Annotated in this window: 19 protein-coding genes and 1 tRNA gene; 10 read left to right on the top strand and 10 right to left on the bottom strand. The window is 52.9% G+C overall.

The genetic code is table 11. From position 1 onward, the window contains the following. Position 1: 1 nt before the first annotated feature. Positions 2–259 (bottom strand): phage integrase SAM-like domain-containing protein, encoded by a 258-nt coding sequence (locus LX87_RS29345; RefSeq protein ID WP_111627762.1) that lies wholly within the window; start codon positions 257–259, stop codon positions 2–4. 521 nt (positions 260–780) lie between these two features. After that, a tRNA-Ser gene (locus LX87_RS08335) sits at positions 781–865 on the bottom strand. A gap of 141 nt (positions 866–1,006) precedes the next feature. Here LX87_RS08335 and LX87_RS08330 point away from each other — a divergent pair. From LX87_RS08330 to LX87_RS08295, 8 genes are all read left to right on the top strand, one after another. Further along, entirely contained in the window at positions 1,007–1,255 is a 249-nt protein-coding gene (locus LX87_RS08330; RefSeq protein WP_111627761.1) for a 4a-hydroxytetrahydrobiopterin dehydratase, read from the top strand. Positions 1,256–1,334: 79 nt separating this feature from the next. Further along, entirely contained in the window at positions 1,335–2,000 is a 666-nt protein-coding gene (gene rsmI / locus LX87_RS08325) for a 16S rRNA (cytidine(1402)-2'-O)-methyltransferase (protein ID WP_111627760.1), read from the top strand. Then, complete coding sequence (locus tag LX87_RS08320; protein ID WP_170139327.1) at positions 1,969–3,213, top strand: lipoprotein N-acyltransferase Lnb domain-containing protein; 1,245 nt, start codon at positions 1,969–1,971, stop codon at positions 3,211–3,213. The genes rsmI and LX87_RS08320 overlap by 32 nt, the downstream gene beginning before the upstream one ends. Next, the gene (locus LX87_RS08315) at positions 3,200–4,060 is read left to right on the top strand and encodes an inositol monophosphatase family protein (protein WP_111627758.1); all 861 of its coding nucleotides are present in this window, start codon (positions 3,200–3,202) and stop codon (positions 4,058–4,060) included. The genes LX87_RS08320 and LX87_RS08315 overlap by 14 nt, the downstream gene beginning before the upstream one ends. A gap of 25 nt (positions 4,061–4,085) precedes the next feature. Continuing rightward, complete coding sequence (locus tag LX87_RS08310) at positions 4,086–4,622, top strand: YfiT family bacillithiol transferase (protein ID WP_111627757.1); 537 nt, start codon at positions 4,086–4,088, stop codon at positions 4,620–4,622. A gap of 94 nt (positions 4,623–4,716) precedes the next feature. Beyond that, positions 4,717–4,887 (top strand): FeoB-associated Cys-rich membrane protein, encoded by a 171-nt coding sequence (locus LX87_RS08305; protein ID WP_111627756.1) that lies wholly within the window; start codon positions 4,717–4,719, stop codon positions 4,885–4,887. Positions 4,888–4,918: 31 nt separating this feature from the next. Next, the gene (locus LX87_RS08300) at positions 4,919–6,334 is read left to right on the top strand and encodes a DUF4403 family protein (protein WP_111627755.1); all 1,416 of its coding nucleotides are present in this window, start codon (positions 4,919–4,921) and stop codon (positions 6,332–6,334) included. A gap of 81 nt (positions 6,335–6,415) precedes the next feature. Beyond that, positions 6,416–7,627 carry a metallophosphoesterase family protein gene (locus LX87_RS08295; RefSeq protein WP_111627754.1) on the top strand — a complete coding sequence of 404 codons (1,212 nt, stop codon included), beginning with the start codon at positions 6,416–6,418 and terminating at the stop codon, positions 7,625–7,627. A gap of 69 nt (positions 7,628–7,696) precedes the next feature. Here LX87_RS08295 and LX87_RS08290 read toward each other — a convergent pair whose 3' ends face one another. Continuing rightward, a complete protein-coding gene (locus LX87_RS08290) occupies positions 7,697–8,329 on the bottom strand; it encodes a DNA-3-methyladenine glycosylase family protein (protein ID WP_111627753.1) in 633 nt (210 codons plus the stop codon). A 284-nt stretch (positions 8,330–8,613) separates the two neighbouring features. On the opposite strand from LX87_RS08290, the gene LX87_RS08285 reads away from it, so the two are divergent. Further along, positions 8,614–9,594, top strand: coding sequence for a c-type cytochrome (locus LX87_RS08285; RefSeq protein ID WP_111627752.1), 981 nt, complete (start codon positions 8,614–8,616; stop codon positions 9,592–9,594). A 101-nt stretch (positions 9,595–9,695) separates the two neighbouring features. Here the strand turns inward: LX87_RS08285 and LX87_RS08280 are convergent, their stop codons facing one another. Next, a complete protein-coding gene (locus LX87_RS08280) occupies positions 9,696–10,565 on the bottom strand; it encodes a methylated-DNA--[protein]-cysteine S-methyltransferase (RefSeq protein ID WP_229310593.1) in 870 nt (289 codons plus the stop codon). Positions 10,566–10,623: 58 nt separating this feature from the next. Then, the gene (locus tag LX87_RS08275) at positions 10,624–11,361 is read right to left on the bottom strand and encodes a T9SS type A sorting domain-containing protein (protein WP_111627750.1); all 738 of its coding nucleotides are present in this window, start codon (positions 11,359–11,361) and stop codon (positions 10,624–10,626) included. Between the two features lie 108 nt (positions 11,362–11,469). Here LX87_RS08275 and LX87_RS08270 point away from each other — a divergent pair, with 108 nt between their 5' ends. Next, positions 11,470–12,318, top strand: a complete 849-nt coding sequence (locus LX87_RS08270; protein ID WP_111627749.1) for an FkbM family methyltransferase — start codon at positions 11,470–11,472, stop codon at positions 12,316–12,318. Between the two features lie 66 nt (positions 12,319–12,384). On the opposite strand, the gene acs is transcribed toward LX87_RS08270, so the two are convergent. From acs to LX87_RS08245, 5 genes are all read right to left on the bottom strand, one after another. After that, the gene (gene acs, locus LX87_RS08265) at positions 12,385–14,298 is read right to left on the bottom strand and encodes an acetate--CoA ligase (RefSeq protein WP_111627748.1); all 1,914 of its coding nucleotides are present in this window, start codon (positions 14,296–14,298) and stop codon (positions 12,385–12,387) included. Between the two features lie 127 nt (positions 14,299–14,425). After that, positions 14,426–14,650, bottom strand: coding sequence for a DUF6814 family protein (locus LX87_RS08260; RefSeq protein WP_111627747.1), 225 nt, complete (start codon positions 14,648–14,650; stop codon positions 14,426–14,428). A gap of 13 nt (positions 14,651–14,663) precedes the next feature. Further along, positions 14,664–16,196 (bottom strand): MFS transporter, encoded by a 1,533-nt coding sequence (locus LX87_RS08255; RefSeq protein WP_111627746.1) that lies wholly within the window; start codon positions 16,194–16,196, stop codon positions 14,664–14,666. A gap of 122 nt (positions 16,197–16,318) precedes the next feature. Next, positions 16,319–17,008, bottom strand: coding sequence for a carbonic anhydrase (locus tag LX87_RS08250; protein ID WP_111627745.1), 690 nt, complete (start codon positions 17,006–17,008; stop codon positions 16,319–16,321). After that, positions 16,974–18,587, bottom strand: a complete 1,614-nt coding sequence (locus LX87_RS08245; protein WP_111627744.1) for a SulP family inorganic anion transporter — start codon at positions 18,585–18,587, stop codon at positions 16,974–16,976. Before LX87_RS08245 ends, LX87_RS08250 begins: the two co-directional genes overlap by 35 nt. Positions 18,588–18,644 lie beyond the last annotated feature (57 nt).

The following is an 18,644-nucleotide window of genomic DNA, read 5'->3' as shown; positions in this document are numbered from 1 at the left end:
GTCAGGGTTTCCTAAACTGGGGGTTTCGATCCGTATGTTTATTCAACTTTGCCCACGTCAGTACATTCTTGATGATCTGACTATGTTTTGAGACGTAACTATCGGCATGCCCGGTCTTGTTGCCGGGTAATTCAACCGACTTCATCCATTTCCAGTAGTTCTTCAGCCAGGTTAAATCAAATTCATCAACGGGTAAATCGGCCGCTTTCTGGGTGAGCAGAAAGTCAATAACCTTTTTTCGGCAGTTGTCGTAAACCACTAAGGGAGGCTTTGGACAGATCCCGTTCTTTATCTTTTTTGGAATCTTTCAGGTATAAATCGAAGGCGGAGAGCAGCGAGATGGATTGCCCTCCTTTTTTTGGTAAAGCCGCCTCACCTTACCAGCGGTAATGGTTTCCTGCGCCCGAAATAAATCGTTGAAAATAGCAGAAAGGTGCAGTTTGATGGTCAGTAGCTTGTCGTTCTTAAAATGTGCTTCCGGATCCCGGTCCAGTACTTTCTCACCTGCAGAATCCAGTCCTCAAACCGGATTTTGACACCCGTCGAGCCGATGTCGGCCCGTTCGCCTGCAATTGAAATCCGACAATACAATGTGGCATCCCCAGCACTTTTGCCCAAATCGCCGGGTGATTCTTACTGACCGGGGTGCCACCAGCGAAAATAGGGTGTCACCGGTTTTGCCTTGTGCAGTTATAAATGAGGAATTTGGCGGGAAAAGGCACAAAAAAACCCTGACGGGCTTTCCAGTCAGGGTTTCCATTGGTCACTTTAAGAGTTTTGCAGAGGGAGAGGGATTCGAACCCCCGGACCTGTTACAGTCAACAGTTTTCAAGACTGCCGCGATCGACCACTCCGCCATCCCTCTATTGGTCACTTATTGTGGGTGCAAAAGTAAGAGAGTTTTTGATTCTTGTCAATACTCTGGCAAATTTTCCTCAAATTTTTCGTTTCCATCCCCTAACTTGCCACCATACAAACCAGCCGGGGGCAACCCGTTACAACCGTTATGTGGCAGGAAGAAAACAACCAGCTTACCCGAACCTTCGAGTTTCGGGACTTCAGCGAAGCCTTCGCGTTCATGACCCGCGTGGCCTTCGTTGCCGAAAAAATGAACCACCACCCCACCTGGACCAACACCTATAACAAAGTCTGGTTCCGGCTCAGCACCCACGATGCGGGCAACACCGTCACGGACAAAGACTGGAAGCTGGCGGAAGCGATTAGCTCAATTTTGAATGAGCGATTGAGTGAATGAGTGAATGGCTTCGCCGGAGTTTGCGCTAGCAGTGCTATTTACTCATTCGCTCAATCACTCATCCACTCATTCGAAAACTATGAAACTTTACCTCGTACCCACCCCCATTGGCAACCTGGACGATATTACGCTGCGGGCGGTCAAGGTGCTGAAGTCGGTGGACGGTATTCTGGCGGAAGATACCCGCACGTCGGGCATCCTGCTGAAACACCTCGAAATCAGCAAACCGCTCCACAGCTACCATATCTTCAATGAACACCAGACCGTACAGCGCGTCATCGCCCAATTAAAAGCGGGCAAAACGCTGGCGCTGGTGTCGGATGCCGGTACGCCCGCCATCTCTGACCCCGGTTTTCTGCTGGTGCGCGAGTGCCTCAAAAATGAGATTCCGGTGGAATGTCTGCCCGGTGCAACGGCTTTTGTGCCCGCGCTGGTCAACTCCGGCCTGCCCGCCGACCGCTTTACGTTCGAAGGGTTTCTGCCCCACAAAAAAGGCCGCCAGACCCGCCTGACCGAACTGGCTGAAGAAGAACGGACAATGATTTTCTACGAATCGCCCCACCGGCTGCTCAAAACCCTGACGCAGTTCGGCGAGGTCTTCGGCCCCGACCGGCCCGCCAGCGTCTCGCGCGAACTCACCAAATTATTTGAAGAAACCGTTCGCGGTTCAATCCAGGAAATAATTGCGTACTTTGCCGAAAAAACGATTAAAGGTGAAATTGTCATTGTTGTTCAGGGCAAATAGAAAAAGACTCGCCCAGGCGGTTCTGCTTCTCCATTGTTTCGTAGTAACGGTTCATTCTGCTTTCTCCCAAACGCTTTCTCCGCAGGCTAAAATCAGCCTGATTACAGTGGCACCGGGCGACGAACTTTACACCTCCTTCGGGCATACGGCATTCTGGGTGAGCGACCCGATGTACGGTATTGATAAGGTATACAACTACGGCACCTTCGACTTCCGGACGGGCAACTTCTACCTCAAATTTCTGCGCAGCACATTACCGTACTACGTTTCGGTGTATCCGATGCCGCACCAGCTTTACGCTTCGCAGATCGAAAACCGCAGTGTAAAAGAGCAGATTCTGAATCTGTCGGCCACTCAGCGCCAGCGTCTCTACACCTTACTGGAAACCAACGCCCTGCCCGAAAACCGGGAATACCGCTATAAATTTTTCTACGACAACTGCGCCACCCGCCCGCGCGATATGCTCGTAAAAGCCTGCGGGGATAGTCTGCGGTACGGCAATGTGGTCGACTCCACGAAGTCGTACCGTGACTGGATGAACGAGCATATTATGCAGCATCCCTGGGCGCGGATGGGCATGAATCTCGGCATCGGTTACCCGGCCGATATCACGGCATCGTCGTGGCAGGCCATGTATCTGCCCGAAAACCTCTATCACGAAGCCGAACGGGCGCAACTCAAAACGCCCGAAGGTCGCCCAACGCCCCTGGTAGCCAATAGCCTGTTTCTGTTCCGGGCCGTTACGGTCGAAGAATCCAATGCCTTTCTGCGGTACCTGCTGTCGCCGGATTTTGTCTTTGCCGGCCTGCTGGTGGCCGTTTTTCTGATCACGCGCCGGCAGCAGAAACGGCAGTCGCGGGGTTTCTGGCTCGACCGCTGGCTGTTCGGTTTTTCGGGCGTCTGGGGATGGTTTCTGCTCTTTCTGTGGTTCTTCACCGACCACGGTGTCACGGCCTGGAACCCGGCGGTACTGTTTCTGATGCCGCTGCACATCCCGCTGATTTTCTGGATAACTCGTCAGAACAATCCGCAAACCATCCGCACCTATTTCCTGTTGACGATGGTGGGGCTGGTGGCCTTCTTTTTGTACGCGTTTTACCAGGATTACCTCTATGGGTTTAACTTTTTTCTGCTGACGTTACTGTACCGCGCGTATTATCAGTACCGTTTTGCTTCCACCCAAACCGAAAAATTAACGTATGCCAGGTCGTGATCTTCAATTGGTACAAATTAGTGAACAGATAACAAAAATTGCCCGCCAGACCGGTGATTTTATCCGGCAGCAAAACCGTTCGTTTACGCGGGAACAGATTGAGTATAAAGGCTATAACAACCTGGTTTCGTATGTCGACAAGGAAGCCGAAAAGCAACTCGTCGAAGCCCTGCACAACCTCCTGCCCGAAGCCGGTTTTATTACCGAAGAAGGCACTACGGGCCAGAATGCCGACCGCACAGCCCTGAACTGGATCATTGACCCCCTCGACGGCACGGCCAACTTTATGCACAAACTGCCCGTTTTTTCGGTCAGCATCGGTCTGGCGGAAGGCAAAACGCCGATTGCCGGGGTGGTTTACGACATCATGCGCGACGAGTGTTTTTACGCCAGCGCGGGCGGTGGATCGTGGTGTACCGGCTCCAGCGGAACCGCCGAACGCATCCGGGTTTCGCCCGCAACCCAGCTTCAGGAAAGCATGGTGGCTACGGGTTTTCCGTACGCGAGCATGGACCGCATTGAACGGTATCTGGCCATTCTGGCGTCGCTCATGCTGCGTACCCACGGCCTGCGCCGGATGGGTTCTGCCGCCATCGACCTGTCGTACGTGGCCTGCGGACGGTTTGAAGCCTATTACGAATTCAACCTCAACAGCTGGGATATGGCCGCCGGGGTGCTGCTGGTGCGCGAAGCGGGCGGCATCGTGACGGACTTCAACGGCGGGGACGAATTTCTATTTCGGGGCGATATTCTGGCCGGTTGCGCCATGCAACCCGAATTGCTGGCCATTATTGAACAATACTGGAACAACGAAGGCCCGTTGCCAATACCGTCTCCCATCCGATAGAGTCATACCTTAAACAACTGACCCAATGAACGAACAGGAAAATCTCCAGTATCCCATTGGCCGGTTTCAAGCCGCTGCCAGCTACCCCTTCGAACAAACCAAAGAACACCTTGCCGCCATTGCGATTTTCCCGCACAACCTGACCGAACTGGTTGGCAAGTGGGGCGACGACCGGCTCGATACCCCCTACCGCCCCGGCGGCTGGACCGTCCGGCAACTGGTACACCACGTGGCCGACAGCCATATGAACGCTTACATCCGCACCAAACTGGCCCTGACGGAAGACGTTCCGACCATCAAACCATACGACCAGAACACCTGGTCGCAACTGCCGGACTATAGCCTGTCGGTTGCGCCTTCGCTGGTCATTCTGAGCAATATGCACCAGCGTTGGGTAACGGTATTGGACGCCCTTTCTGAAGAACAGCTCCAACGGCCCTATTTCCACCCGGAAAATCAGCAACGGGTTTCCCTCGCCGAAGTGCTGGCCCACTACGCCTGGCACGGCGAACACCACTACCAGCACATCTACCAGCTCGCCCTCCGGAACCAATGGGTGTAATTAAAAGTTAAAAATGAAAAGTTAAAAGTAATGGCTCCGCCGGGAGGAATGCGCCAGCCTATTTTTAACTTTTCATTTTTAACTTTTAATTTTTATGGCTCAGGAACTCATCATCGGACTGCTCTTTGTTGCTGCGCTGGCGTATCTGGGCGGGCGGGCCTGGAAGAGTCTGTTCCGGAAAAAAGCCGGTTGTGATAAGGGGTGCGGTTGCGCGACGGATGTAAAAAGCCCGTCGGCCAACAAATCAGGGCGGTTACCGGTTTAATAAACGGATCGTAATTCCTGCCCTAACTAATATGCGTGAAGAGAGTGAGCATAACCGCCTTCTTTATTATTTAATCTGTACTACTTTTCTTGCCTTCATTCTGGCGGGTGTCTTTGCCTGCAACCGAGTGAATCCCGAACCGCCATCCGCCCAGAATTTTGACGATTCCCTGACGGCCGATAGTTCCTACGTCAGCGCCCCGGTTCTGTTTGAAATCACGGAACTCGAAGAAAAAGTCAACAAGGCGCTGGGGAAGGTTCTGGTCCAGAATGCCACGATTAAAAACGGTATTGCCCGTCCGCTGAATCTGCGCATTGAGCGTTCGGGTCCTATCCGACTGGCGTTTAACGGTCAGAAACTGTCATTCAGCGCATCCCTCCGCATCTGGCTGAGTAATCCGTTCCGACTCAGTGGGCAAGACAGCTCCGACCGCGTTTACTGTGCGCTCCACGTCCGATTCCGCAGCCCGCTGACGGTTCGGGAAGACTGGCGGATGCAAACCAATGTCGAACTTGAAAATTACCGCTGGATCACCGAACCTGAGATTCGGGTGCTGGGAATGCGGATTCCCGTTACCCGGCTGGCCGATCAGATTCTGGAAAAACGCGAGAACGGCATTGAAAACGCCATCGACCGCGCCATTTTTAACGGACTCCGGCTCGACCGCGAAATAGCCAGAATCTGGCAGAATATCCAGAAACCGCTGCTGATCAACCGCAATTTTCAGGAGGTATGGCTCCGGCCTAAACCGTTTGCCGTGCTGGTCGGACCGATTCGCGGCAACCCGACGGAACTTGTCATTCCGATGCGGATCAAACTCCGGATGGAATCCCTGTTTGGCCCCAAACCGGATTATGCCCTGAATTTGCCGCTGCCACGACTCCAGAAAGTGGCCTCTCTCCCGATGAATTCCCACGTCAGTCTGCTGAGCCGCGTTCCTTACAGCCAGCTTAGTACGGTCCTGAATTCGTTTATGTCCGGCACCAAACTCAACGTGATTAACCATCTGGTCGACATCAAAAAGATCCGTGTGTATGGGGGTGAGCATTCCCTGATTGTGCAGGCTGACATCAAAGGGGCCATTGGCGGCAGCCTGTATTTCCGGGGACGACCGGTCTTCGACACCGTCCGGAAGGAACTGGTGATGCGCAACCTCGACTACGACATTCACACGGAACAGTCACTGGCGAAAGTGGCCGACTGGCTGCTGCACGATACCCTGAAAGACACGTTGCAGTCTACGCTGCGCATCCCGCTGGAGGAACACTTTACGCTGCTGCCTGATAAAATAGAGGGTGCTTTTGCACGGGCGAAGGCAGGTAAGAAGGCGCGCATCAACATTCCCAAGTTTGAGTTGAGTCCCAAAGCCATTGCCGTCCGGCCCGACGGTTTGCAGATTCTGCTGCACGCCGATGCGGCCATGATGCTGGAAGTGGTTAATTTGTAACGCAGTCGTTTAACCGGAAACCGTGGTGCCGAAAACGGCTTTCGCCTATTCGCCCATTCACGGTTTTACCTTCACGTGTTGATGAAAACAGAAAAAAGAGAACCGGAGCAGTACGTCGATTTAGGCCATTCGGAGCTGGAAAACCACCTCAAAACGCAGGTGGCCCTGTACGAAAAACGGCTTAAGGAAGGCACAGCCGCCAACAAAGTGGCCGCGTTTTTTGCCACCAACCTTTTCGGGTTTGCCTATCACTACCTCAAAAGCCGTTTTGGCCCCAAAGCCGAATACCAGTTTTACCCCCGCAACGGCGACGACGGTATTTATCCGATGCACACTTACAGCGATGCCGTGACCCTTGCGCTGGTATCGGACTGGGCCACCGACACGCCGGAATCCGACCGGATTGGTTACCTCATCCGCGATTACGATCCGGACTATACGATTCACCTCGGCGATGTGTATTTTGTTGGAACGCCCGAGGAAATCGCGACCAATTTCACCGATCCGGACGCATCCTGGCATTTTGGCAAGCACGGCAGCCTCGCCCTGTCGGGCAATCACGAGATGTATTCCAACGGAACCGCTTTTTTCAAGAAGCTGCTGCCCGCCATGAAAATCCGGAAGGGCGATCAGGTGGCTACGCAGCAGGCCGGTTTCTTTTGTCTGGAAAATAGCCACTGGCGAATCATCGGTCTTGATACCGGCTACAACTCGACCAACCGGCCTTTGCTGGAAGTCCTGTTCAAACCCGACTGCAACCTGCGCGACGAACACCTGAAGTGGCTCACGGAGGTGGTTAAACTGAACGACCCCAACGATAAACGGGGCATTATTTTCCTGAGTCATCATCCTTACTTTTCGTCGTTCCGCGACGATCATCCCGTAGTGGGCCGGCAATTGAAAAAGGCGTTTGGCGCAGCCGAGCGACCGGTTTTATGGTTCTGGGGCCACGAACACCGGCTTTCGTTTTACAACAAATACGGTTTTTCGGACGGTATTCAGGCCTGGGGCCGCTGCGTGGGCCACGGCGGTATGCCCGTCGAAACCAACCCGCCCGACCGCGGCCACACGGGGCAACTGCTCTTTTACGACCAGCGAATTCGGGAACGCATCCGTCGTCGTGATGTGGGTTACAACGGTTTTGCCCTGCTTTCGGTCCAGGGTGCCGCCATCGACATCAAATACATCGACCAGAACAACCACACCGTCATCGCTGAACGCTGGACCGTAGACGAAGCGGGTAGTCTGTCCATGGAACTCCTGGAACTCCACCCGGAAGTAACCAAATACTAGAGGAATTAAGAGTTAAGAATGAAAAGTTATGAGTTAAAATACCATCGAGAAAAACTCCTCATTCTTAATTCATAACTCTTCACTCACAACTCCTTCGGGTTTCCAGCGCCACAGGTAGCGGGATGCCAGGGTGCGGTGGGGACGCCAGCGTTCGGCGATTTCGTGCAGGCGTTTGTAGAGCGCCCGACCCGTTTCAGTCAGACCATAGGCACGAACCATTTTCTGGCGAATCACCAGATCGTCGATTGGGAACACGTCGGGACGGTCCAGTACAAACATCAGCAGCATTTCAACCGTCCAGCGACCTACGCCCCGGATCGGCAGCAGGTATTGAACAATCTCCTCGTCGGTCATGGGGCGGAGGTGGGCGTTGGTCATGGGGTTTTGCAGGGCAAACTCCGCCACGCTTTGCAGATACCGCGCCTTCTGACCCGAAAGCCCGGCGGTTCGCAGTTCCTCGGGCGTTTTGGTCAGGAGTTGTTCCGGATGCGGATAACCGTCGGGAAACAGGGCCAGGAAACGGGCAAAAATGGACTCGGCGGCTTTTACGGAAATTTGCTGCGACACAATGCTCTCCAGCAGCGCCAGATAAATCCGGTTCCGGGCCGGATCGTCGTCATACGCAAAGGCGAGTTTAGGGGCGGGTGTAGACGCTATAATCTGTTTCAGGACCGCGTCCTGAGAGAGGTGCTCAATCGACATAGGAAACGCTCTTTCTGTTTATTCGTTGGATACGAAAGATCGGAAGGAAAAAGCATTCCTGCCCGGTTTTCTGCCATAATTGATCTCCCCTACTCTTCTTAAACCGGCTCCCCTTTTTCATTTTCCAAATGTGACACTTCATGACGAAGTTGTTACGTTTCAATGAGTTGTAGGTTGAATTCAGGCAGCGAGGAACGGTATTTTTGTTTCCGTCAGATGCACTAATCGCTGGCTGACCAGCTCCACTTACGCGTATCCATACCAACTCTCCACTCTACTCATTCATGAAAAAAGCCCTAAAAATTGTCGGTTTTTGCTTCGGCGGTATGCTGCTGTTGCTCGCCGGATTCTGTGCTTACGTAGTCGCCGTGGGCGTTCCGACCTACGACCCGCCCACGATTCCCGACGTGACGGTTGAACGAACTCCGGCCCGGATTGCCCGGGGCGAGGTGATCGCCCAGATTCAGTGCATGGCCTGCCACGCCGACAACCAAAACCGGCTGACCGGCAAGTACATGGCCGAAGCCCCGCCCATCTTCGGAAAGTTGTACTCCAAAAACATCACTCAAGACAAGGAAAAGGGCATCGGTAGCTGGACCGACGGCGAAATAATGTACTTCCTGCGCACCGGCATCCGACGCGACGGATCCTATGCTCCCGTTATGCCGCAGTACCCCAACATGGCCGACGAAGACCTGAAATCGGTTGTCGCCTGGCTGCGGTCCGACCGTTTCCCTGTGCAACCCACCAGAGAAGAAGCGCCCCCGACTGAACTGAGTTTTGTATCGCTGCTGCTGACGCACACGCTCATGAAACCGCTCGCCTATTCGCCAAAACTGATTGCCCTGCCCGACACCACCGATCCGGTGGCCCTGGGCCGGTACACCGCCGACGCCATTGGCGACTGCTACGGCTGTCATTCCGGTGACATGATCGACCAGAGTAAAACAGAGCCGGAAAAGAGTAAAGGCTATTACGGTGGGGGCATTGAAATGAAGGACGAAGCGGGCAAATCGGTCCTTACAGCCAACCTGACATTTGATCAACAAACCGGTATTGCCCGGAAATACACAAAAGAGCAGTTTATTCGGGTTGTCAAGCTCGGTGTCCGGCCCGACGGCTCGATTCTCAGACAGCCGATGTTTCCACGGCCCATGCTGTCGGACAACGAAGTTGGAGCGATTTACGAGTACCTGAAAACCGTTCCGAAGATTAAGAACGACATTGCTCAAAAGACGGCCGAAGTACAATTGGCCGAGAAATAAGCTTTAGGGGTAAGCCGGTCGCTGGTTTGAAAGCCACCGGCTTACCCCAAGAAGCAGAAAGGCAACGAGGATGCGCCGCTCTCCATTTCAGCAATTTTCGATTATCGTTCACTACAGGCCGCTTCCCAGCCCAGCAAAGCCACTTTCCGGGTTGCGCCCCAGCGGTAATTCCCGAACAATCCGGTTTTCCGAATCACACGGTGGCAGGGAATTAGGTAGCCCACCGGATTGGAGCCAATGGCCGTTCCGACCGCCCGCGACGCCGACGGCATCCCGATGGCTGCGGCAATCTGATCGTAGCTCATCACCTGCCCTTCCGGAATCCGCAACAGAGCTTCCCAGACTTTTAACTGGAAAGCCGACGCCTTTACGGCCACCCGCAACGGCCTGCGCCCGGTATTGGTAAAAATCCCATCGGCCAGTGATTGAAGGGAGTCAGCATCGTAAATCAATCGGGCTTCGGGCCATTCGGCGGCAAAACGGACGGCCAGGCCCGCTTTGTTAGTGGGTTCCACTTCATCCAGAAACTCCAGTTTGCAGATTTTATCGCCGATTGCACCGAGCAGATACGATCCAAACGGACTTTCGAATACCGCATACCGGATTGTGACGCCCTCGCCCCCCTGCTTAAACTGCCCCGGCGTGATGCCTTCGATCACCACAAACAGATCGTGGAGTCGGCCCGTCCCCGAAAGTCCGGCTGCGTCGGCGGCTTCGGCCAGCGTCAGGCCCCTGCGTAGCCGTTCTTTGGCAAAATCGAGGGTCAGATATTGCAAAAACTTCTTGGGACTAACCCCGGCCCAGTCTGAGAATAACCGCTGAAAATGGTACTCGCTCAGGTTGACGCGGTCGGCCACCTCGGCCAGCGACGGTTGTTGCTGAAAGTTTTCGGTTAAAAACTCAATCGACCGGGCAATCTGCTGGTACGTGGGATGGATTTCCGCTGCGTTCATGGCTTTTGTCGTTTGCATCGTGCAAAGTTACCCCGCGCCACCTACTCCGGAAACCCGAAACTTGCGAACTTTTCGGTTATTGTTTGACAAACCGTCGGGTGTAGGTCTGATGTTCCGTGCGGAACCGGATGATGTAAATTCCCTGAGCGAGCGTCGACACATCCCACTCGTGTTGCTTTCCGGATTCCAGTTCCCGGGTTTGTAGCGTCTGGCCAGTGGTTGTAATGATCTGGGCCAAAATGGTCGGTTGACGTAAAGCTGGCACCTTGACCGTCAAGAGTTTATCAACCACCGGGCTGGGATAAACCCGGGCCATATCCGGACGGTTTTTATCCAGAATTCTTTCCAGTTCGCGGTAAAATTGCCTGCTGGACATTTCCTTATCCGACGCGGTAATGCGGCCTGTAATGCTTTTATCCTCCCGCAGCACATAGGTTCCGCAGCCGTTGAGCGAATAATCTCCGTTGCGCTCGTCCTCGTAGTACGCGTTGTCAATCCGGTGCAGAATCAGGACCAGTTTGTCGCCTTTTTTAAAGCCGTTGGTATACAACCGGCACATGAAACCCGGGTCGCCCCAGACGCGAATGACAGATTTTTCTTCGCTTCCGTTCAGCACCTCCAGCACTTTCACATCCATACCGTGCGCTTCGTGGTCTCTGACCTCCGCCCGCACCATCAGCGTGCCGGGTGTCCAGGCGGCTTTTTCGGCGATAGTCAGAAAAGCTCCGCCATCCATGCAACTGCACGCCCGGGCGGTGGTGGACCCACCCAGCCACAGCATGGCTATCATCCCAATCAGTAAGAATTGTTTCATATCCGCTTTTTTGACAAGGATTCGTATTTGAGCGGATTCGTTGGAACGAAAAAGCCAAACTAGACTACAAATTTTCTATTTTTAGAACCTTATTCGCCCTGCCTTTTTATGATTGATACCCTGGTTAAGTATGTCAAGCGCAAGCTGGAAAGACGCCGTTTAAAAAGTACGTTTAAAGAATATGACTATCAGGTTATCCGTCTGGAACTGCCTCAATATGGTCAGATTGAAGTTGCGCAGTGGCTTAATCCGCTCCTGGAAAAACCCTACGTAGTTTCCATTGCGGATGTTAACTTTTATAAAGAGTTTACAAAAGAAGGGGACTTTATCATCGATATTGGCGCTCACATGGGCGATATGACCCTGCCAATGGCCCTGGCGGTCGGAAAATCTGGACTGGTACTGGCATTTGACCCCAATCCGATTGTCTATAAGATACTGGAAAAGAATGCTTCGCTTAACCGGGACAAAACCAATATTGATCCCTACCGTCTGGCCATCGCGACTAACGAAGGTGAATACTTTTACAACTCTTCGGAAGCCACATTTAGCAACGGTGGTATTTCGGCCGTTGAAAACAGTCCGCACGGGAAATACGGCTTGAAAGAAAAGATTCAGGCGGTTAATCTGGAACGGTTTTTAAACGAAAAATATCAGGATCGCCTTTCCCATTTATCGCTCATTAAAATTGACACAGAAGGACTGGATATTGAGATTATTAAATCCATCGAAACGGTATTAACCACCTACAAACCAACAGTTATCTTTGAGTGTTTTAAACGGCTGCCGGCAAAAGATCGCTACGAGTTATACGATTCTATTCAAAAGAAGGGATATTATTTATATTACATCGAAAAATTCGAAGCAGATACCCACAAAGTTCGTTTAAAGCGCGAGGACATGACCAACTGGAAGCATTTTGACATTGTAGCTACGCCGTTTAAATGGCGGGAGTAGATCAAAAAGCCCTGTAGCTAAACGTTCAGAGAACGTTTAGCTACAGGGCTTTCTTAAAACAGACGGTTACTTAACGCCAATCAATGCGCCATTCTTGATTTCCTCCACTATGCCCGGATCGAGCAGCGTCGAGGTATCGCCCAGATTGGCGGTTTCGCCTTCGGCAATTTTGCGCAGAATCCGGCGCATGATCTTGCCGGAACGGGTTTTGGGTAACCCGCTGACGAACTGAATCTTGTCGGGTTTGGCAATCGGACCAATAATCCGGCTGACGGTAGCCAGAATGTCGCGCTTCATCAGGTCGCCATCTTCGTGCGTTACCGTACTTTCGGCGATCACATAGGCGTAAATCCCCTGCCCTTTGATGTCGTGCGGATAGCCCACCACCGCGCTCTCGACCACGCCCGTGTGCATGTTGATGGCGTTTTCAACTTCGGCGGTTCCGATCCGGTGGCCCGACACGTTCAGGACGTCATCAACCCGGCCCGTGATGCGGTAATAACCGTCTTCGTCGCGCAGACAGCCGTCACCCGTGAAATACAGGTTTTTGTACGTGCTGAAATACGTTTGACGGCATCGTTCGTGATCACCGTATGTGGTGCGGATAATGCCCGGCCACGGGAACTTCATGCACAGGTTGCCGCTCACACCGTTGCCTTCAATCTCCTGCCCGTTTTCGTCCACCAGCACCGGCTGAACACCCGGCAAAGGCAGCGTTGCGTACGTCGGTTTGGTTTTGGTCACACCGGCAATCGGCGAAATCAGAATACCGCCCGTTTCAGTCTGCCACCACGTATCAACAATCGGACAACGGTTTTTGCCGATGTGATCGTCGTACCAGTGCCAGGCTTCCTCGTTAATCGGTTCGCCCACCGAGCCCAGCACTTTCAGCGAACTCAGGTCGTGGCTTTCCACTTTTTCAAGGCCAAAGCCCATCAGCGAGCGGATGGCCGTCGGAGCCGTGTACAGAATGTCTACTTTGTACTTATCGACAATGTCCCAGAACCGTCCGCAATCCGGCCAGGTCGGAACGCCCTCAAACAACAGGCTGGTGGCTCCGCAAGCCAGCGGTCCGTAGACGATGTAGCTGTGACCGGTAATCCAGCCGATGTCGGCGGTACAGAAATGCACCTGACCCGGTTCGTACTGAAATACGTTCTGGAAGGTATAAGCCGCATAAATCATGTAGCCCCCGCAGGTATGCACCACACCCTTGGGTTTGCCCGTCGAGCCGGAAGTATACAGGATAAAGAGCATATCTTCCGAATCCATTTCTTCGGCAGGGCACTCGGCTGTCACCAGTTTCAGTTCCTGCTCCATCCACACATCCCGGCCTTTAATCATCGATACCGGTGTGCGCGTCCGCGTCAGCACAATCACCTTCTCGACGCTGGGGCACTGCACAAGCGCGTCATCGACGGTTTCCTTCATCGGAATTTCCTTGTTTCCGCGGTAAGCCCCATCGGACGTAATGACCAGACGGCATTGGGCGTCGTTGATCCGGTCGGCAATGGAGCGGGCCGAGAAACCGCCAAATACAACCGAATGGATGGCACCGATACGGGCGCAGGCCAGCACCGCAATCGCCAGTTCGGGAACCATCGGCAGGTAAATACAAACCCGGTCGCCTTTGCCAACGCCGTTACGTTTTAATACATTGGCCATCCGGCACACCTGATCGTGCAGCATCCGGTAGGTTAACGTAACCCCGGCTTCGTGCGGATCGTTGGGTTCCCAGATGATGGCGGGTTGGTCGCCCCGCTCGGCCAGATGCCGGTCGAGGCAGTTTTCGGTGATGTTCAGTGTACCACCGACAAACCACTGAACGTTGGGTTCTTCAAAATTCCACTGGAGGGTTTTCTTCCACGGCTTGCGCCACTGAAAGTTCTGGGCAATTTCGGCCCAAAAGCCTTCGGGGTCCTCAACACTATAGCGGTAGGTCTCCTGATATTCTTCAAAGGTTCGGATTCGAAAATTCATTGTATTGAAAAACTATAGTTCAGGCCGCTAAGCTACGATTATTTGTTTTATGCCGTTATTTTTTAGACGGAAAACCGGCAAAAACAACGGTAAATGGTCGCTTTCGCCGAACAAACAAGCCCGCTCATTACTCATTTTTATCGTATTCGCCCTGCCAGGCGTACTGGCCAAATAAGGCCAGCCCAATGGTAATCGGCAAAAAAATAACAACAATCACGAGCCAGAAAACATAGTCTTCCGCCGTGGCGGTTTCCAACAAAAGTTGCCGTACGGTTTGATACGGTAAGCCCACTGTCAGGGCGATTCCGGCCAGCATCCAGACCAGACCGAGCGTTTTTTTCAGTGCGTTCATGTGGGGTACGGGCTTAGTCTTCTACGGTTTTATACTGTTTTTTGTCAATGTACAGAGCGCCGATTATCAGGCAAACCGCGGCAATACCGATTGGGTACCACAGCCCCTGCAAATACGAATCGAGCGAACCGGTTTTATTCGCCGTTTCCACCAGGCTGGTTGCAATGAACGGTGTCAAACCGCCAAAAACACCGTTACCGATGTGGTAGGGCAGCGACATGGACGTGTACCGAATCCGCGTCGGAAACAGCTCGACCAGAAAAGCCGCAATCGGGCCGTACACCATCGTAACATACAATACCTGCACCAGCACCAGCACCGTCATGAGCCAGAATGCTTCGTTGCCCAGCGTCACTTCCTTACTCACGGCGGTCAACGCCGAACCGGGCTGGGGTTGGATTTCCCGGTAAACCGTGCCATCGTCGTAGTAGCGAACGGCCGAAGTGGTCGTTTTAAATTCGTCCGTCCCCTCGACGCGTTCCTTCTTGGTTTCGATGCTCTGGCGGAAGGTCAATTCCGTCTTCTGAGTGGTATCGGCCAGGCTGTACATGGCGCGGTAGATGGGCCGGTAGGTTAACACGCCCAGCAACATCCCGGCCAGCATGATGTTCCGGCGACCGATACGGTCGGACAACCCGCCAAAAATCACGAAGAAGGGCGTGGCCACCAGCAGGGCCAGCGCAATGATGTAGTTCGATTGGGCAAACTCGACGTTGCAGATTTTCTGAATAAACGAAAGAGCGTAGAACTGGCCGGTGTACCAGATCACACCCTGACCCGCCGTTGCTCCAAACAGGGCCAGCAGAACCATCTTCAGGTTGGCTTTTTTACCAAAGCTTTCCTTTAACGGGTTGGTCGAAATCTTGCCTTCTGCTTTGATTTTCTGAAAGATGGGCGACTCCGACATGCGCAGCCGGATGTAGATGGATACGCCCACCAGAATAGCAGATAAAATGAACGGTACCCGCCAGCCCCAGGCATTAAAAACATCCGTGCCCAGCGTCTGCCGGGTCAGCAGAATAACGCCCAGCGAAACAAACAGCCCCAGCGTAGCCGTTGTCTGGATAAAACTCGTGAAGTAGCCCCGTTTGCCTTCGGGCGAGTGTTCGGCGACGTAGGTGGCTGCCCCGCCGTATTCACCGCCCAGCGCCAACCCCTGAATCAACCGAAGCAGCAGCACCAGAGCCGGAGCCAGCATCCCGATGGATTCGTAGCCGGGCACGCAGCCAATCAGGAACGTAGAACCACCCATCAGCACGAGCGTGAGCAGAAACGTATATTTTCGGCCCACCAGATCGCCCAGCCGCCCGAACACCAGCGCCCCGAACGGTCGTACGATAAACCCGGCGGCAAAAGTGGCCAGCGTCGATAAAAACCCGGCGGTAGGATTGTCTTTTGGAAAAAACTGAGCGGAAAGAATGGTGGCTAAGCTGCCGAAGATGTAAAAGTCGTACCATTCGATGAGGGTTCCGACCGAGGAAGCGGTGATGACCCGCCAGACACCGCTTGTTTCGGTGGTGGCGTGAGACACAGGTTTTGTAGTCATGTACTATGTAGGGTTTTGGAATACGCCATAAAAAAGCAACATAAACCGCTTTTTTCCTACAAATACACGGAAAATGGCATGGCCGCCCGTGCGGGCGGCCATGCCGTAACCAGTCATTTAACTCATTTTTCCGGGATCAGCCGGATGTCGGTGGTCAGGGCTTTGGCCAGGCCGCCTTCGGCACCCAGCTCCTTCACCAGATCAACATCGGCCTGATCTTCCGACGATAAATCGACAACCTTATTCAACTGCCCGTTGTGCATATTGAAAACCCAGCCGTGAATCCACAGTTCCTGCTTGCGGTTCCAGGCCTCCTGGATAATGGAGGTATGCCCTAGGTTATAGACCTGCTCCCGCGTGCTCAGTTCCACCAGCCGGTTGAAGCGTTCGTGCTCGTTGGTGATGGCATTGAGTTCCGTTGCATATTTCTGCTTGACGATCTGGATATTTTGCAACCAGTTGTCAATCAAACCGTAGCGTTTGTCGAGCAGGGCGGCTTTAACCCCACCGCACTCGTAGTGACCGCAGACAATAATGTGCCGGACTTTCAGCACCTCAACGGCGTATTGCAAAACGCTGAGCAGGTTCAGATCCGAGGAAATGACCTGATTGGCGATGTTCCGATGGACAAACATTTCGCCCGGCATCGTACCCGTGATTTCCTCGGCCGATACCCGACTGTCGGAACAGCCAATCCACAGAAACTGCGGTTTCTGGTCGGCCGCCAGATCCTCGAAATAATGCTCGTTTAATTCGAGCTTATCGAGGGCCCAGGCTTTATTCGCTAATAACATCTTCTCGTGTGCGTGCATGGCGTAGGCTGCGTTTTTTTAATGATACGTTCTTCAGTTCATACTTAATATTCTGCGTATGGGCGGTTTCCTGAAAATCCTGCAAAATATTGTAGATATCGTGATCGATAAACGATGCGTACGTTCCATCCACCAGAACCTGATCGCCCGGCTGCAAATCGCGCAGGGTTTGCTTTAGTTGCGGTTTCACCAGGAAATACAGGTCTTTCTGGAATTTAATCAGAACCTTGTTGCCATCCCGTACCACCCGGAAAGCCGTCTGGAAGTTGGTAAACAGCACAAACAGAATACCGACCACCAGACCAATGCCAATACCGATCAGCAAATCAGTAAACACAATTCCGAGTACAGTAACAATAAAGGGAATAAACTGGTAAATACCTTCCTGATACGTTTTTTTGAAAATCTCCGGTTTCGCCAGTTTGTAACCAACCGTGATGAGCAGCGCAGCCAGACACGACAGCGGAATCAGGTTCAGCAAAGGAGCTCCCAGAAAGACCGCCACCAGCAGGAAAATACCGTGAATGATGGCCGAAACCCGTGTTTTATTGCCGCCGTAAACGTTGGCCGAGGTCCGGACAATCACCGACGTAACGGGTAAGCCACCGATCAAACCGGAGAACATATTACCAATCCCCTGCGCCACCATCTCCTGATCGGGCGAGGAAACCCGTTTTTCCGGATCTAGTTTGTCGGCGGCTTCCAGGTTCAGCAGGGTTTCCAGACTGGCAACAATCGCAATGGTGATGGCCGTCACGTAGACTTTCGGGTTAGTTAACGCCCCGAAATCCGGAAAGTAAAAAACGGAAAAAATGCCTTTGTCGGGCTCAATTTCCGGAATCTGCACCATGTGCTGGTGAGCCGACGTGCCCAGGTACCAGTCCGGCATAACCATCCGAAAAAGCTCGTTCAGGCCAATACCTAAAATCACGACGGCCAGTGCGCCGGGGAAATTTTTAAAGAACCCGATTCCTTTCTTGGACGCTTTTTCCCAGAAAAACAGCAGAAAAAAGGACGCAAGGCTGATGATGACAGCACCGGTACTGGCGGTAACGACGGCCCGGTAAATTTCAGAGATGGTATTTTCACCGTCAGCCAGTTGCTGAAATGCAAACTCACCTTCAAAATCGTTATCACGGCCCAGTGCGTGCGGAATCTGCTTCAGAATAATTACCAGACCAATGGCAACGAGCAACCCACGGATAACGCTGTCGGGAAAATAACCGCTAAATTTACCTGCTTTTAGCAGACCCAGAACAAACTGAATGATACCGGCTATAACTACTGCCGTCAGAAACACCTCAAACGCACCCAGGTTATTGATGCTATCGGCTACAATCACGGCCAGACCCGCAGCCGGACCACTCACGCTGACTTCCGAACCCGATAAAAAACCAATCACCAGACCGCCGATCATGCCGGCGACCAGGCCAGAAAACAAAGGTGCACCGGATGCCAGCGCAATTCCCAGACAAAGTGGTAAGGCGACTAGAAAAACGGATAAGCCCGCTGGCAAATCGGCTCGAAAGGTAGCGAGAGAGTATTTGGATAGTGTCTTTAGAGGACTAAAGATTTTCATAAGAATTTAATTAAGTAAAACTTTGTGTGATAGGAGTAAATCGAAATTTACAACTGC

The organism is Larkinella arboricola, assembly GCF_003259745.1.
GTDB classification, from domain to species: domain Bacteria; phylum Bacteroidota; class Bacteroidia; order Cytophagales; family Spirosomataceae; genus Larkinella; species Larkinella arboricola.
Note: the sequence above shows the minus strand (reverse complement) of the source record. Positions and strands in the feature narration are given on the sequence as shown.

Coding starts and splice junctions, on each gene's coding strand:
- LX87_RS08330 (WP_111627761.1), top strand. CDS start 1,007: ATGTGGCAGGAAGAAAACAACCAGCTTACCCGAACCTTCGAGTTTCGG.
- rsmI (WP_111627760.1), top strand. CDS start 1,335: ATGAAACTTTACCTCGTACCCACCCCCATTGGCAACCTGGACGATATT.
- LX87_RS08315 (WP_111627758.1), top strand. CDS start 3,200: ATGCCAGGTCGTGATCTTCAATTGGTACAAATTAGTGAACAGATAACA.
- LX87_RS08310 (WP_111627757.1), top strand. CDS start 4,086: ATGAACGAACAGGAAAATCTCCAGTATCCCATTGGCCGGTTTCAAGCC.
- LX87_RS08305 (WP_111627756.1), top strand. CDS start 4,717: ATGGCTCAGGAACTCATCATCGGACTGCTCTTTGTTGCTGCGCTGGCG.
- LX87_RS08300 (WP_111627755.1), top strand. CDS start 4,919: ATGCGTGAAGAGAGTGAGCATAACCGCCTTCTTTATTATTTAATCTGT.
- LX87_RS08295 (WP_111627754.1), top strand. CDS start 6,416: ATGAAAACAGAAAAAAGAGAACCGGAGCAGTACGTCGATTTAGGCCAT.
- LX87_RS08290 (WP_111627753.1), bottom strand. CDS start 8,329: ATGTCGATTGAGCACCTCTCTCAGGACGCGGTCCTGAAACAGATTATA.
- LX87_RS08285 (WP_111627752.1), top strand. CDS start 8,614: ATGAAAAAAGCCCTAAAAATTGTCGGTTTTTGCTTCGGCGGTATGCTG.
- LX87_RS08280 (WP_229310593.1), bottom strand. CDS start 10,565: ATGCAAACGACAAAAGCCATGAACGCAGCGGAAATCCATCCCACGTAC.
- LX87_RS08275 (WP_111627750.1), bottom strand. CDS start 11,361: ATGAAACAATTCTTACTGATTGGGATGATAGCCATGCTGTGGCTGGGT.
- LX87_RS08270 (WP_111627749.1), top strand. CDS start 11,470: ATGATTGATACCCTGGTTAAGTATGTCAAGCGCAAGCTGGAAAGACGC.
- acs (WP_111627748.1), bottom strand. CDS start 14,298: ATGAATTTTCGAATCCGAACCTTTGAAGAATATCAGGAGACCTACCGC.
- LX87_RS08260 (WP_111627747.1), bottom strand. CDS start 14,650: ATGAACGCACTGAAAAAAACGCTCGGTCTGGTCTGGATGCTGGCCGGA.
- LX87_RS08255 (WP_111627746.1), bottom strand. CDS start 16,196: ATGACTACAAAACCTGTGTCTCACGCCACCACCGAAACAAGCGGTGTC.
- LX87_RS08250 (WP_111627745.1), bottom strand. CDS start 17,008: ATGCACGCACACGAGAAGATGTTATTAGCGAATAAAGCCTGGGCCCTC.
- LX87_RS08245 (WP_111627744.1), bottom strand. CDS start 18,587: ATGAAAATCTTTAGTCCTCTAAAGACACTATCCAAATACTCTCTCGCT.